The following is a 13488-nucleotide window of genomic DNA, read 5'->3' as shown; positions in this document are numbered from 1 at the left end:
ACTCGCGCTTTCCATTCGGAAGGCCTCTCCATACATCAGAAACACCAGCAGAGCAAAGAACCCATTCAGGCCCCCATCAGCCTAAGAAAAAGACGCCGAGGCAGAAATTTTGATCCCATAAACAACAAGGCAAACGGCTTTGGGAAGCTTGTCGAAAACCGGCCAGATCGCATCGCCCGCAACACATGACGAGCCGCGCCTTCTGGCTCCATGATCTGAGGCATGGTGAAATCGTTCTTTGCGGTCAAACGTGTTCGAATGAACCCCGGATTGACGCGTTGGACGCGAACACCGCTCCGATGCAGGTCTGCATACATGTCTTCCGCGAGATGCATAAGAGCGGCCTTGCTGGAAGCATATCCAATGGCGCCAGGAAGCCCCGAGAAACCGGCCAAAGACCCGACAAGCACGATGTGCCCGTCTTTTCTTCGGGCCATCCCAGGCACGATATGGCCGAGCACCCGCAGCGCCCCCATGTAGTTGGCCTCGGCAATGGATAGCGCCCGTTCTGCATCCCAATCCTGCGCAGGCATTGGATCATAGAGTCCTACCGAATAAACGATCCCGTCGACCTCCCCGACCTGCTCCACTGCTTGTGCAACAGACTCCCCATCCGTCACATCCATTGCGACACCTCGGGCTCCGTCGATCTCTTTCTCCATTTCCTGTAGGCGCTCCGAATTGCGCGCAGACAGGATAACCTGTGCGCCTTCGGCGGACAGAAGCCGCGCAAGCGCCAACCCAAGGCCTTCGGACGCGCCAATAATCCAGTAGGTCTTGCCGTGGAGATTCATGGCGACACCGGGCGGATCGTGGCAATCAGCTCTGCAACTTTGACACCATACTTGCGCATCTCAGAGCGATTCATGATGACACCATTCTCCATCAGATACATCCAGTCCGTGACATCAAGGACATGCCCGCCAGCATCTTCGAGAAGTTTGATCCGGTATGTCAGACGCACAGTCGCCCCAGACACCTCACCATGTGCCGTGCCAATCACATCAGGGGCGGTCGCAGTGAACTTCCCGTTCTCACCAATCATCAGCGACCAACGACGCGCTTGTTCTTGCCCACTCCCTGCATAGACGAAATCTTCGGTTAGAGTGCCTGTCTCGCCTTCCCAGGTGCCGTTCATATCTGCGACGAACCTTGAAGACACGCGCCCGCGCGGGCCATAGATCATACCTTCGGATTTCATTGGGCCAGACAGATGCTTGCGCAGATCAAAGGCAGGGCCTGTGCCTGCATAGTGAGACGGCCTTTGTGTATGAAATCCAATCGCTAGCTTGAGCAGGACAATAGCGACAATGATAAGAATAAGGATAATCAGAAGCGACTTCATATTGAAACCTCATGAGATGGCAGGCGCAGCACAAGGGCCACCGCGCCGATTTTCAGGAAACAGGGGATCACCGCATATAGAAGCGTCAAACTCAGCAGCGCCGACGCTGTATTGTCACCGTCGGGTCGAAAGCCCGACCAATCGAGGATCGGCAAAGTCATCGCTGCGGCCATGGCAAGCGCAACCTTGATCGACGCCCCCCACCAGCCAAAAGCCCCCGTCTGCGAGAGACCAGCCGCATCCAACCGAGCCGAAAAAAGAGCTGGTAGGATCACCATATCACCGCCCAGCGCCGCGCCGGATGCAAGACAAATCCCCGCGAATAGAAGCGCCGCCCCTTCTGGAAGAAACGCAGTTCCACTAAAAGATAAGATCGCGAGGGCCATAGCCCACAAAAGCGACTGGCGCGCTCCGAACTTCACTATCAGGCGTGACCAAAGCGGAACCGACGCCGCGGCGGCTAGAAAAAACAAGACAAGGAAACCACCAGCCGCGCCCGGAAGCTGCAACCTATCCTCAACGAAGAAGAGGAAGAGCGTTGAAGTGACCGCCACTGGCAGATTGTTGATAAATGCCAGAACAAGCAAACGCCCTCCGCCCGCCTGCCTCAAGTCAGAGAAACGTAGTTTGGGGGTCGCTGGTCCCCGCATCTTCCAGAGAGGGAGAGAGATGGCCCAAGCCATTGCGATAAGAACGGCAAGCGCGAGGCCAAAGAAGGTGTAGGCATTTACACTTCCCCAGAGGAAAGCGCCAAGTGGAAGAAGCGAGGCGCCAATCACAATACCAGAGATCGAACCTACCTCGCGCCAGGCAGCAAGCCTCGGCAGGTTTGCGCGCTCACCTGCAATCGCAATGCTCTGGCTATAGAAAAGGATCGTCGCCAAGCTAAAGGCCGTAAAAAGCAGCAGAAGCGACACGAGCAACCAAGCCAAAGGCGCGAAAGGCGGCTCTACCGCGTATACCATGATGAAACCGACCCCAAGCCCAAAGCTGGCGAGCGCCGCAAGCAGGGGTAGCCTATCTTGGCAAGCTTCGACGAGTTTGCCGAGCAAAGGATCCTGAACGAAATCAAAGACCCTCAAGAACAACAAAAGCCCCGCAACAACCGCAAGATCGAGCCCAAGCTCGGTCGAGGCATATCGCGGCAAATGCAAATAGAGCGGTATTCCCGCGACTGCCGGTACGATGGCAAATATCATGACACGCCAAAGATGTGTCATTGGCCCGCGCCAACGCCTCGTAGCTTTCGCGAGAGCCCCGGATCGCGCGCACTATCCGATAGCCAAATGGCAAGGAACCTTCGCGCAAGGGAGGGGCCCTCCACAACGCAGGTCTGACGACCATTGAGGTGAAACGAGAGGTTATTCGGAGCGTGCGCAGTAGCCTTGAATCGATCCCCGGATGAAACGTCTCGAAAGCACGGACGCAACCGATCCATCGCTTGATCGACACCTTGCTGGCCACCTTGGATGCGTTCCAATTCCTTCCTCGTCGCACGTAGGAGAGACTCGCGATCGAATGACCTTGCATAGCGCAGCTCGAGAGCGTGTGGACGGTCAGGATCGTAGGTCCGCCCGCCGGGCGTCAACAATCGTGCATCGTAGAGCTTGAATCCGAACAACCGCACTTCTGCTGCGCCTACAACGACCGGATCACGTAGCTCTCTCGCTTCCGCGGTGACCGAGCAAATCATGAGTCCGGTGGCAACCATGAGCGTCGCGAAGTTTCTTGCTGTCTCAAGTCGCATGAGCCAACTCAACTTGCACAACATCTGTTTGGTTCACCGCGAAACTCGCGGCACAGATCTCAAGGTAATACTGCCAATTGCGCATGAAGCGTTGATCGTAGCCGAGTCGCATGATCCGCTCGCGCTCTGCAATCAGACGCTCTGACCAAACCCTACATGTACGAGCGTAATCTTGGCCAAAAGCAAAGCTCTCCTTGACCTCGAGCCCCGCTTCTCTTGCTGCCTTCGCGATCACAGCATCAGAGAGCAGCATCCCTCCGGGGAACGTATACTGTCGAATATAGTCCGAACCTTTCCGATAGATATCGAAATAGGAATCCGGGACAGTGATCGCCTGAACAACCGCACGACCACTCTCTGAGAGGTGCTTCTTAAGTGTCGAAAAATAGGTTGGCCAGTAACGCTCACCCACCGCTTCGATCATCTCGATTGAGACAATATTATCGTAGGTGCCTTCAACGTTTCGATAGTCGCAAAGGTCAATTTGCGCCCGCCCATCGAGGCGCGCATCGGCATAACCCTTTTGAGAAGGAGAGATCGTGACACCTTTCACAGAGCGCCCAGCCTCTGCCGCACGCTCTGCGAAACCACCCCATCCGCATCCAATCTCGAGAACGCGTTCTCCTTCACCAAGGCGGCTCAAAATCCGATCATATTTCCGGTTCTGCGCGGTTTCGAGATCATTGTCTCCCTCGGAAAAGAGCGCAGAGGAGTAGGTCATGCCGCGGTCAAGCCAGAGCTGGTAGAATTCGTTTCCAACATCGTAGTGACTACGGATATTGCGAGCCGCTCCGCGGCGGGAGTTCGCACGCATGATGCGGTCCACAACACGGTAGCGCAGCGTATTCCAAGGCGATGGGTGCGCAAACTGCTCGAAATTGTCGAGATTGCGAAGTGCGACGGCTGTAAGGTTCTCAATCGAGGGCGTATCCCAGAGTCCTTCTACGTAGGTTTCTCCAAGACCGACGTCGCCTCGTGCCGCCATTGCCGGGACGACTGACCAGTCGTGAAGGCGCATTTCGGCCTCTGGACCACCATCGCCAAAGACATGCTTTTCACCTTCCGGCGTCACGAGGTGCAGCGTCCCTTGTCGCATACCTTCACAACAGGAAAGAAACTCGTGCCGGACACGTTTGTCGAAAAAGTTCATTGAGAAACCTCCTGTTCGGGTGGCGAGGGACGACGCGTGTATGTCGCGCCTTTGAGCTTGAGGCGAATTGCCTGCCAGTGGATGAGCGCAATGGTACGCAGTGGCCCAAAGGGGCGCCTTATAGAAGCGCCAAGCAAACGCGCATTGCTAAGTCGCGCGCGCTCCCCACAGAGAGTCGCAATAAGACCTTCGCTGCCATTGATGTGGGCGATACGGATCGCAATTCGGTTCTTTGAGATATCGAACTTGAACTGGTAGTCGCCCTCGATGTGCTGGAAAGGCGACACATGGAAGACCTTCTTTGCATCTATCTGATCCTGCGCTCGAATGGGCGCAAATCCCTCCAAGTGGCAGAGATAGGAATGGCGGTCACCAAAGGTGTTGTTAACTTCGGCGATCACCGCCACAAGGTCGTCATCCCGAAATGCGAGCCAAAAGCTCACCGGGTTGAATACGTAGGTCAGGAATCGAGGCTGCGTCAGAAGCAGGATTTTGTCCGCGTTCAAACCGACCCCTTCAAAGACCTCCTTCGCCCAGGCCTTGCCACGTCCTGCGCCGACCGGACCGCCATGGTGGCGGTCGAGCACCGACGCGAGGTTCAGGCGGTTCCGTGAGAAAAGTAGAGGACCGTCGTTTGCATCTGGGTCAATCAGGACATAATCCACCCCATATCGGAACGTGTTTCCAATCGCTCCCCTTCGGGCATGTGTGGTCGACCCGCGAAGGTGTTCTGGCCAATCGTTCATTGGAGCACCCGCTCAAAATCACGAGCGACACGCACGGCGCTGGCAAATCCATCTTCATGAAAGCCATTGCGCAAGTAGGCGCCGGCGAACCAGGTATTGTTCTCACCCTGAATCGTCTTGATCTTGGATTGTGCATCCAATGCCGCGCGATCAAAGACCGGGTGGCGAAACGTTTTCTGATCGTAAATGCGGTCTTCCCGAACCGACTGCAAAGGATTGAGCGTCACAAAGAGCGGATCGCTTTCCGGGATGTTTTGAAGCCGGTTCATCCAATAGGTGACCCCGATGCCTGAAGCATCCTGATTGCTTTCGGCCTTGTAGACCCACGAAGACCAACACCCTTTCGCCCGCGGCATCTGGGCTTCGTCGGCATGCAAGATCGCGTGATTGTCCTGATATTGAATGGCGCCAAGGATCGCCTTCTCGTCCTTCGTTGGTGCCTCCAGAAGTCGCAGGGCCTGATCCGAATGACAGGCAAAGATCACGTCGTCGAATGTCTCCACACCGCGCTCCGAAGCGACACGCACAACGCCACCTGATCGCAGAACGCTCTGCACCGGTGTGGCTGAACGCAGATCACATCCAACGCTCGCAAGATGTGCCGAAAGTCGCGTGACATACTCTCGGCTGCCGCCGCTCACCGTCCACCACTGATGCTGACCTGTGGTGCTCATGAGCGCATGATTTCGAAAGAAACGCACAAGCGTTCGTGCGGGGAACTGGCCAATTTGGTCTGTGCCGGTCGACCAAATCGCCCCGCAGATCGGGCGGAGGTAGTAGTCACGGAACCAATCCCCAAGCCGAAGTTCCGCTACAAGCTCATCGATCGTGATTTCGTCGGATGAAGCGCTTTCCTCTGCCCGCTCGTTGAACCGCATGATGTCCCTCACCATCCGATAGAAACCGGGACGCGAAAGGTTGCGCCGTTGCGCGACGAGAGCCGAGAGAGATCGCAGACCGTATTCCACGCGTCCATTGTCGATTGTGGCGCCAAAGCTCATATCGCTTTTCTCGACCGGCACATCGAGATCACGAAACATCGCGGTGAGATGGGGATAGTTTGCGTAGTTGAACACGATGAAACCCGTATCCACCGCCTGATCCCCATTGCGCCCCGCTATAACGGTTCGCGCATGCCCACCAAGGTTCGCTTCAGCCTCGAAGAGCGTGATGTCGTTTTTCTCAGCCAGAAGATAGGCGGCTGCGAGTCCGGAAATACCACCTCCGACAATTGCGATCTTGCGACGAATGGGGATGGGGACATCAAATGACATTTGCGCTCCTAAAGGCTTGGCTTTTCTTATGTTACGGCCTTCTTCGGGAACCGGATCAAAAAATGATCCAAACCCCAGATAGGGGCGTATCTGGAGTATGCTGCTTGAACAGGGACACCAGATGAGCGTGGTCAAAGAGGGCCTGAGCGTTCCAACCTCTTTCTCCCCCATGCGGAGTAAAGAGCCAGACGCAACGCAAACCCCGACCGCACAACAACCGAGATGTGAGACGACAAGACTGATGTTGGCTGTAAGAGATCACCGCGACAAGCAAGCGTTTTCGAGCTTGTTTGACCATTTCGCCCCGCGCCTGAAGGGATTTGCTATCCGATCCGGCGTGACGAATGGCCAAGCCGAAGATGTTGTCCAAGACGTGATGCTGTCTGTTTGGAACAAGGCGCATCAGTTTGATCCAAACCGCGCCGACGTGTCTGGCTGGATTTATCAGATCGCCCGCAACCGTCAGGTCGATCTTTTCCGCAAAAATAGCAGACCTGTGCCCGAAGAGTTGATTTCTGACGATGTCGATACATGTGATGCAGAGCAGATCGTCGGGCTCGAACAGGAAGTTACTGCACTTCGTTCGGCGCTCACGCGTCTCACCCCGTCGCAGCGCGAATTGATTGAACAAGCTTACCTTGGCGAATTGAGCCATTCGGAGATCCAACTGACCAGCGGTATCCCATTGGGAACCATCAAATCACGAATTCGTCTCGGTCTGGAAAAACTCCGTCACGAACTAAAGGGAACGACGAGCAAATGACGCATATCTCCCATCACATATCGGACGCCTTGATGGCGGCCTATGTCTCGGGAAACCTGCCCCAGGCATACGCTTTGGTACTGGCGACACACATCTCGATGTGTGACTCCTGTCGTGCGAGCTACGCCGCGCATGCGAGTATCGGAGGTGCCGTCCTCGACGGATCATCAAGCGTTTCCGTATCGCCCGTCCTGCGGAACCGTGTTTTGGATATGCTTGATACGCCTCCGCGTGAAGACAAACCATTCCGCGCCTCGGGCATTTTCCCCGCGCCGCTTATGCAGGCCATGAACGGGACTCCGCCGCGCTGGCGTGCGCTTGGTGCTGGCATCCGTCAATCCGTCCTCTACCGTGAGAAGTCCTGTTCTGCGCGCCTTCTCTACATCCCGGCAGGCGAAGCGGTGCCAGAGCATGGTCATGGGGGCCTTGAACTCACGCTGGTGCTGCAGGGAGCCTTCGAAGACGAGACCGGTCGTTTTGGCGTCGGTGATATGGAGATCGCTGATGGTGAGCTCGACCATCAGCCGGTCGCCACGGGTGATGTCCCGTGCATCTGTCTGGCCGCAACGGACGAACCGCTGAACTTCAAATCTCTCCTGCCTCGCCTTTTGCAGCCGGTCTTCCGGATCTGACGGACAGGGGTACTTTCGGGAACTCGGGGACTTTAGTCTTAAGAACCCTCACGCGTGTCACAAACCTTGGTCTGCCAAGAACTCTGCCATGGTCTCGGCACACACCTTCCAAGCTGGTTCGTCTCCAACGAGAACATGGTTTCGGCTCTCAAGAGGGACGAACCGAGCATCAGGTATCCCAGCGGCGAGCGCTCGACCGGTGGCGAGCGGTATTCGCTGATCATACTTCGAATGTAGCACCAGAGTAGGTGCGCGCACCTGAGAGAGGCGATCACGGACATCAATGTTGCCGAACGCATCCTGAAACCGCGCGGCATTGCGCGGCGACGTTGTTTGGCGCTGAAGCTCATCGAACCAAGCAAGGGTTTCGGCGTGTGCATCTGGCATGAAAGTCTGTGAAAAGATGTGGCGATAGGCTGGGTTGTCTGTGCCCCACCCCACTTCCGTCAAGGACATAACCGCCTCTCGCCGAGCGCGTTCTTCCTGATCAACCGTATGCCGCCAGCCCGCCGCATACCCTCCAAGCAAGATCAAAGCCGAAACCCGCTCGGGGTGACGCACCGCATATTCTATCGAAACGGCTGCGCCCTGCGAGATTCCAAGCAAAGGAAAGCGCTCGAGGCCAAGCCTGTCGGCAACGGTTTCAAGATCTTCGACAAAAGCATCAAAACCAAGGTCATCCACATCCCAATCCGAAAGGCCACATCCACGTTCATCATACCTGATGAAGCGACGGCCTTTTGCAATCTCTGCGAAACTCCGGCCCCAGATCGGGCTCTGCCAATCAAACTCAAGATGAGTGAGCCAATTGGCTGCCTTGAGCAAGGGTGCGCCTGATCCGATTGTGGCGTAGGCGATTTTTGTGCCGTCGCGGACCTCGCAGAATCCGATTCTCTGCTCCTTGAGTGCCTCGGCTTCGCGCGGCCTTGAATGTCTCTCTGCCGTAGGTTGAGAATTGGCAACATCGGCGGCCTCCTCAGAAACGGATCGGGCATACTCGTCCGCGCCCTCAGGATTGGCCTCGCGCCAAAGTCGCCGCCATTTCTTCGCTGCAAACTCGCTGATATCTGGATGAGTGGCGAGTTGGCGAAGGACCTCCACGCGCGAGATTTCGATGTCCTCGCGTTCACTTTGAAGCCATGCTTCGAACAGGTCACTCCCCGCCCCATCAAGGCCGTCAAACGGCGTCTGCTCGAGCATTCGGGCCATTCTCTCAAGCGTCTCAATGCTTGTTTGACCGCGGCGCTGCAATTCGCCGTGAATCTGCCAAAGGTCGATCTCGACAGAACCCGTATCGATCTCGACTCGTTCGCGATCGGCGATAATTCGGACTTGGTCAGGTCTATCGACGACTTGGCGCAACTTGGAAAGCGCCCAACGAAGTGCCGCACGGGGGTCATCCGGAAGATCCCAGAACATCTCGCACAAACGCTCGCGCCGGTGTGGACGAGATGTAGCGAACATGAACGCAAGCAAAGCGCGTGCCTTGCGCGAGGAGGGCAGCGGCAACTCGACATCACCATCAAGTACACGGAGTTCACCGAGCAAAAACACGCGCATGTTGCGGCCCCAACAAGAATCAAAAACAACGGAACTTCGGCCAGTTACCACCCGCAATACAACGCTTGCAACAACCTTCCTCTGCGAGAAAGCCGCCAAAGGTAACACGGCGCCAAACAACCATAACGTGCAATCACCATGGTGAGCAGCTCAGTTTCGGCCCAAGCCTCTGCAAGTATCTCGACCGTCCTGGCCATGAAATGAAGGAAAACTCGAATGGACCTGTCCATCAAATCAGACATCGGCTCTCAGAGACTTGCGGTCTCAGGAGTGATCAACAGCTCTGGAGCAGGACAACTCCTAGACGCAGTGGTTGCTGCCTGCCTTCAGGCACCCGGCGAAACGTTGGTAGTGGATCTCACCGGCGTCACACATGTGACTCGCGCTGGTGTGCGCGGCTTGGTTATCGCGGCCAAGCTAGCCCAGTATCAGAACGGTGCTTTGAAGATCATCGGCTCTCGCCCGTCCGTAGATCAGGCGCTTTCTCGGCTCGGTTACAATCACCTTTTCAAGCATAAGCCCGAGACTGAGGAGCGCCGCGCAATTCTCATGCACAAGGCGAGCTGATCCCCAACACCAATCTCAGGAAACTCGCACCTCAAGGAACCTCTCGATGCGGACATCAGCACTACTTCACCCCTCTTCAAGAACACAACGCAACGCATCTGGGCATTTCGCATCGCACCGTGATGCATCTTTGCTCTCGATCTGTCTGGCTGCGGTCAACGCCCACCTGCAGCGACAGAAAGACCAACGCCACTTGGAGCGTCTGCCAGACTACCTGCTCAAGGACATAGGCCTGTCCCGAAGAGACGTTTGCAGACATTTGTGGAAACTCTAACCGATACCGCACCGCGATTGTCGAACCATGGCAACTCGACCACGCCTTTGCCCCACAGCCAGAGCATATCAATGAAAAGAATGAACGCCCAATATGGAAGCCCAAGAAAGGTGAACGTGTGGCGGACCGCATTGCCTTTCTTGACCCAAATGAGAAATTTGAAGAGATCGCGCGACTGCTATACGCCTATGAATTCTCCTGGGATATCGAGCGCGCCCTAGAGTTCGCTCTTTTCCGCACCTATGCCGTTCCTGCCATATCAAGCCTCTTGGCAAAAACGGGGGAGTTCGAAAACCGACCTCGCAAGCGCTATGACGATACTGAGATCATCCTAGCCGAGACAATGGAACACGGGCTTGAAAGCCGGCGGGGGACAGAGGCAATCGCGCGAATGAACGAGATGCATGCGCGCTACCGGTTATCAAACACTGATATGCTCTATGTTCTGTCCACTTTCATCTGCGAACCAATCCGCTGGTTGGATCGATTTGGCCGCCGCCCCATGACGAACAGGGAACAGCTTGCGTGGTTCCGATACTATCGCGGGCTTGGATCGCGGATGGGGATTTCAGCGCTGCCAGATTCCTTAGAAGACATGGTTCGTTTCAATGTGAACTATGAGACCGAACGGTTTCGCTTCTCAGAGACGAACGCGACGGTCGCCCAAAGCACGGTGAACCTTCTCTTGTCTTTCTATTTGCCCCGCCCACTGATTCCTTTGGGGCGACCTGTTGTGCATGCGCTGCTTGATGCTCCGTTGCGCGAAAGCATGGGGTTTCAAAAGCCTCCCTCTTGGCTATGTCGCGCTGTCCCGACCGTATTGCGGTTGCGCGCTTTCGCGCTTAGAGGGTTGCCGCTTCGCCGGAAACCCCGCCTCCTGACACAAGTCCCTAGGCCCACCTATCCTCAAGGCTACGACATCTCGCGCCTTGGTACGTTTCGCTGAGACGCGACCGAGCGAACCGTGCAGCTGCCCGCAGTAACGAAGCCGTGAGAAACAAGGAAAAACAACGGTTCCTCTGAGGACTACCACGGACACGACAACGGTCGGGCACACGCCTTAGCCCTATTCGATCGCTCATCACGAGATTCCAACATTGAAAGGAAACAACCATGCGATCGCATGAACCGCGGGCGACTGTATTTGAAACCGCAGCACAGGCTGCAGACTCGCTTAAGCAATTCAAGGACATCAAACACGCGCTAAGAAACACGGCATCCAATACCGGCAAGGCACCAACTCTCCAGACCAACGAGGCCAAGGAAGAGCTCGCACAGGTTCTCGACACTGCGGCTTTCTTCCTGAACGGCGGCCGCGACGCTGGCTATCTGGTCGAATGCCTCGTCTTGCAGCTGCACGATCTGCGTTCAGAGTGCTCCCCTGAAACGTGGAAAGAGCTTGTACCGTTGGCACAGGCACACCCCATTCGCGACAAATTGATGGCTGACCCTTTCACTCGCCGGTCTTATGAGAAGCCACGTGGGTACTCCGGTGATGGCGTGCTTCTCGATCTCTTGTACCGCCATCCCGCCGCTCAGGAGGAAGTAGAAAGCAGCAGCCAATTCGGCCAGGACATCTATGCCTACACCAGCATCTCATCGAGCGCTCTCGCATTGCAAGAACGCCGCGAGATCTTGGCGCAGTTCGTCGATGAAACGGCGGCGCGCCGTGGCGGCGCAGAGATTCTTACGGTCGCCTGTGGCCACCTTCGCGAAGCCGAGTTTTCTTCCGCGTTGGCAGGTAAATCTCTGTCGCGTTGGGTTGCTCTGGATCAGGACGAAGCGAACCTAACGGTGGTTGGAAAAGACTTCGCAGAGACTGTCGTTGAGCCCATGGCCGGAAGCATCAAGGGCCTAATGGCACAACAGTATGATCTCGGTCTGTTCGATCTCGTCTACTCTGCAGGCGTCTATGACTATCTTCCCTTCGAGATTGCAGTCGCCCTGACACGGCGTCTTCTTGATCTGGTCAACCCCGGCGGGACACTTCTCGTAGGGAATTTCAGCACCGAGGTCGTCCCTGCAGGCTATATGGAAACTTTCATGAACTGGTCCCTTCTGCTCCGCGATGAATCGCAGATGCGAGAGATCGTTGTTGCCGCCTGCGCTGGACAAGATGTCGAAACCGAACTGTTCTTCGGGGAAAATCGGCACATCGTCTATGCAAGGATGTCCAAGCCCGCCTAGAGCATCGAAACCAGAGAACGAGGAGACAGTCATGCGACTGTCTCCTTTTTTGGTTTCTAGGGGATGGCATCAACGCGATCGCCTCTCTCCAAGAAATCCAGATTTCTTTCACGAAACAGCCCCTCCGAATTCGCTCGCCCGCAGTTCGCAGGGATCCAAAGGACACACATGTTCGAAATCATCTTCATCATAGCGGCCGTCGCTGTTCGCTTTCTTTCTCTCTCTATCTCAATGCGCAATGAGCGCCGCCTGCGAGAGGAGGGCGCCGTGGAGTACGGCGCGAACGCTTCCAAAGCGATCGCTGCTGGTCACATAGCCTTTTATCTCGCTGCGATCACAGAGAGCTATTTATCCATTTCGAGCTTCACCTGGGGCAATGGCATCGGAGTCTGTCTCTACGTCTTGTCGATTGGTGTGCTTTTCTGGGTAATCGCAGCACTTGGGAGGCTGTGGACCGTGAAACTCTACATCGCGCCCGATCACTGCTTGCGGACGAGTTGGCTTTTCAAGCGCTTCCGGCATCCCAACTATTTCCTGAACATATTGCCGGAACTCGTCGGGTTCGCGATCGCTCTGAATGCTTGGCGCACCCTTTTGATACTTGGTCCGGTGTATGTGGTGATCCTCTCAATCCGCATACGTCAAGAAGAGCAGATCATGCGAGAGACTTTTCCGCAGTACTAAAGCACGCTCTTCGGTCCTGTGGCGTGGGGAGAGAGCCACCCTCCACGCCACAGCACAGAGGACAGTGACCGCTACAGGAGTGGGCGAGATACCCGTATGTCGCGGCTCGGGCATGCAGACATCTTGAACGGAATGGCATGCCCGTTCCTTAGCTGACGCATCTAAGGAAAAGCATCTACTTGTGAGTATCTTGTGATTGGTTGCGGGGGTAGGATTTGAACCTACGACCTTCAGGTTATGAGCCTGACGAGCTACCGGGCTGCTCCACCCCGCGACAAGGTGATGGATACCTATTTCAGCATGACCCGAGTTTCAAGAGCCTTGCCTCACATCTGGCGCGTTTCCGTTCTTTGCCGTATGGCGAATTCAGAAACGTTTGAGCTGTGACCTTGCCATTCGCATTGAGCGAACCATCATTTTTGGCAAGGATTTTCATTCAGAGAGGTACAAATTTGTTATTTGGTTCTTACTAGGTTTGGCGGTGACCTACTCTCCCACGTCTTGAGACGCAGTACCATCGGCGCGACGGTGCTTAACGGCCGGGTTCGGGATGGGACCG

Annotated in this window: 15 protein-coding genes, 1 tRNA gene and 1 rRNA gene; 7 read left to right on the top strand and 10 right to left on the bottom strand. The window is 55.8% G+C overall.

The genetic code is table 11. The annotated features are described in order from the left end of the window. Positions 1–65 precede the first annotated feature (65 nt). From MK745_RS12585 to MK745_RS12560, 7 genes are read right to left on the bottom strand one after another with little or no spacing between them, the layout of a single operon-like run. Entirely contained in the window at positions 66–794 is a 729-nt protein-coding gene (locus MK745_RS12585; protein WP_243613653.1) for an SDR family NAD(P)-dependent oxidoreductase, read from the bottom strand. Next, on the bottom strand, positions 791–1345 hold the full coding sequence (locus MK745_RS12580) for a DUF3833 domain-containing protein (RefSeq protein ID WP_243613652.1): 555 nt from the start codon (positions 1343–1345) through the stop codon (positions 791–793). Before MK745_RS12580 ends, MK745_RS12585 begins: the two co-directional genes overlap by 4 nt. After that, complete coding sequence (locus tag MK745_RS12575) at positions 1342–2565, bottom strand: MFS transporter (RefSeq protein WP_243613651.1); 1224 nt, start codon at positions 2563–2565, stop codon at positions 1342–1344. Before MK745_RS12575 ends, MK745_RS12580 begins: the two co-directional genes overlap by 4 nt. Further along, the gene (locus MK745_RS19890; RefSeq protein WP_411028177.1) at positions 2562–3038 is read right to left on the bottom strand and encodes a chalcone isomerase family protein; all 477 of its coding nucleotides are present in this window, start codon (positions 3036–3038) and stop codon (positions 2562–2564) included. The genes MK745_RS12575 and MK745_RS19890 overlap by 4 nt, the downstream gene beginning before the upstream one ends. A gap of 43 nt (positions 3039–3081) precedes the next feature. Then, positions 3082–4242: an SAM-dependent methyltransferase gene (locus MK745_RS12570; RefSeq protein ID WP_243613650.1), complete on the bottom strand. Its 1161-nt coding sequence runs from the start codon at positions 4240–4242 to the stop codon at positions 3082–3084. Next, the gene (locus MK745_RS12565) at positions 4239–4988 is read right to left on the bottom strand and encodes a DUF1365 domain-containing protein (protein WP_243613649.1); all 750 of its coding nucleotides are present in this window, start codon (positions 4986–4988) and stop codon (positions 4239–4241) included. The genes MK745_RS12570 and MK745_RS12565 overlap by 4 nt, the downstream gene beginning before the upstream one ends. Further along, positions 4985–6262, bottom strand: coding sequence for an NAD(P)/FAD-dependent oxidoreductase (locus MK745_RS12560; RefSeq protein ID WP_243613648.1), 1278 nt, complete (start codon positions 6260–6262; stop codon positions 4985–4987). Before MK745_RS12560 ends, MK745_RS12565 begins: the two co-directional genes overlap by 4 nt. Before the next feature lie 97 nt (positions 6263–6359). Here MK745_RS12560 and MK745_RS12555 point away from each other — a divergent pair, with 97 nt between their 5' ends. Both MK745_RS12555 and MK745_RS12550 read left to right on the top strand, forming a co-directional pair. Then, positions 6360–7025 carry a sigma-70 family RNA polymerase sigma factor gene (locus MK745_RS12555; protein WP_431978974.1) on the top strand — a complete coding sequence of 222 codons (666 nt, stop codon included), beginning with the start codon at positions 6360–6362 and terminating at the stop codon, positions 7023–7025. Then, positions 7022–7657, top strand: coding sequence for a ChrR family anti-sigma-E factor (locus tag MK745_RS12550; protein WP_243613647.1), 636 nt, complete (start codon positions 7022–7024; stop codon positions 7655–7657). The genes MK745_RS12555 and MK745_RS12550 overlap by 4 nt, the downstream gene beginning before the upstream one ends. A gap of 57 nt (positions 7658–7714) precedes the next feature. Here MK745_RS12550 and MK745_RS12545 read toward each other — a convergent pair whose 3' ends face one another. Further along, positions 7715–9217, bottom strand: a complete 1503-nt coding sequence (locus MK745_RS12545) for an alpha/beta hydrolase (RefSeq protein WP_243613646.1) — start codon at positions 9215–9217, stop codon at positions 7715–7717. Between the two features lie 216 nt (positions 9218–9433). On the opposite strand from MK745_RS12545, the gene MK745_RS12540 reads away from it, so the two are divergent. From MK745_RS12540 to MK745_RS12525, 5 genes are all read left to right on the top strand, one after another. After that, positions 9434–9784: an STAS domain-containing protein gene (locus MK745_RS12540; RefSeq protein WP_243613645.1), complete on the top strand. Its 351-nt coding sequence runs from the start codon at positions 9434–9436 to the stop codon at positions 9782–9784. Between the two features lie 46 nt (positions 9785–9830). Continuing rightward, on the top strand, positions 9831–10058 hold the full coding sequence (locus MK745_RS19885; protein ID WP_431978973.1) for a DUF1127 domain-containing protein: 228 nt from the start codon (positions 9831–9833) through the stop codon (positions 10056–10058). A 118-nt stretch (positions 10059–10176) separates the two neighbouring features. Then, complete coding sequence (locus tag MK745_RS12535; protein ID WP_243613644.1) at positions 10177–11004, top strand: oxygenase MpaB family protein; 828 nt, start codon at positions 10177–10179, stop codon at positions 11002–11004. A 167-nt stretch (positions 11005–11171) separates the two neighbouring features. Next, positions 11172–12245, top strand: coding sequence for a class I SAM-dependent methyltransferase (locus MK745_RS12530; protein ID WP_243613643.1), 1074 nt, complete (start codon positions 11172–11174; stop codon positions 12243–12245). Positions 12246–12413: 168 nt separating this feature from the next. Then, the gene (locus tag MK745_RS12525) at positions 12414–12929 is read left to right on the top strand and encodes an isoprenylcysteine carboxyl methyltransferase family protein (RefSeq protein WP_243613642.1); all 516 of its coding nucleotides are present in this window, start codon (positions 12414–12416) and stop codon (positions 12927–12929) included. A 197-nt stretch (positions 12930–13126) separates the two neighbouring features. On the opposite strand, the gene MK745_RS12520 is transcribed toward MK745_RS12525, so the two are convergent. Further along, a tRNA-Met gene (locus tag MK745_RS12520) sits at positions 13127–13203 on the bottom strand. A 199-nt stretch (positions 13204–13402) separates the two neighbouring features. Then, positions 13403–13488, bottom strand: a 5S ribosomal RNA gene (gene rrf / locus MK745_RS12515); the annotation flags it as partial.

This window comes from Shimia aestuarii (assembly GCF_022814865.1).
In the GTDB taxonomy this organism is placed as follows: domain Bacteria; phylum Pseudomonadota; class Alphaproteobacteria; order Rhodobacterales; family Rhodobacteraceae; genus Shimia; species Shimia aestuarii_A.
This window is presented reverse-complemented; position numbering and strand designations above follow the sequence as displayed.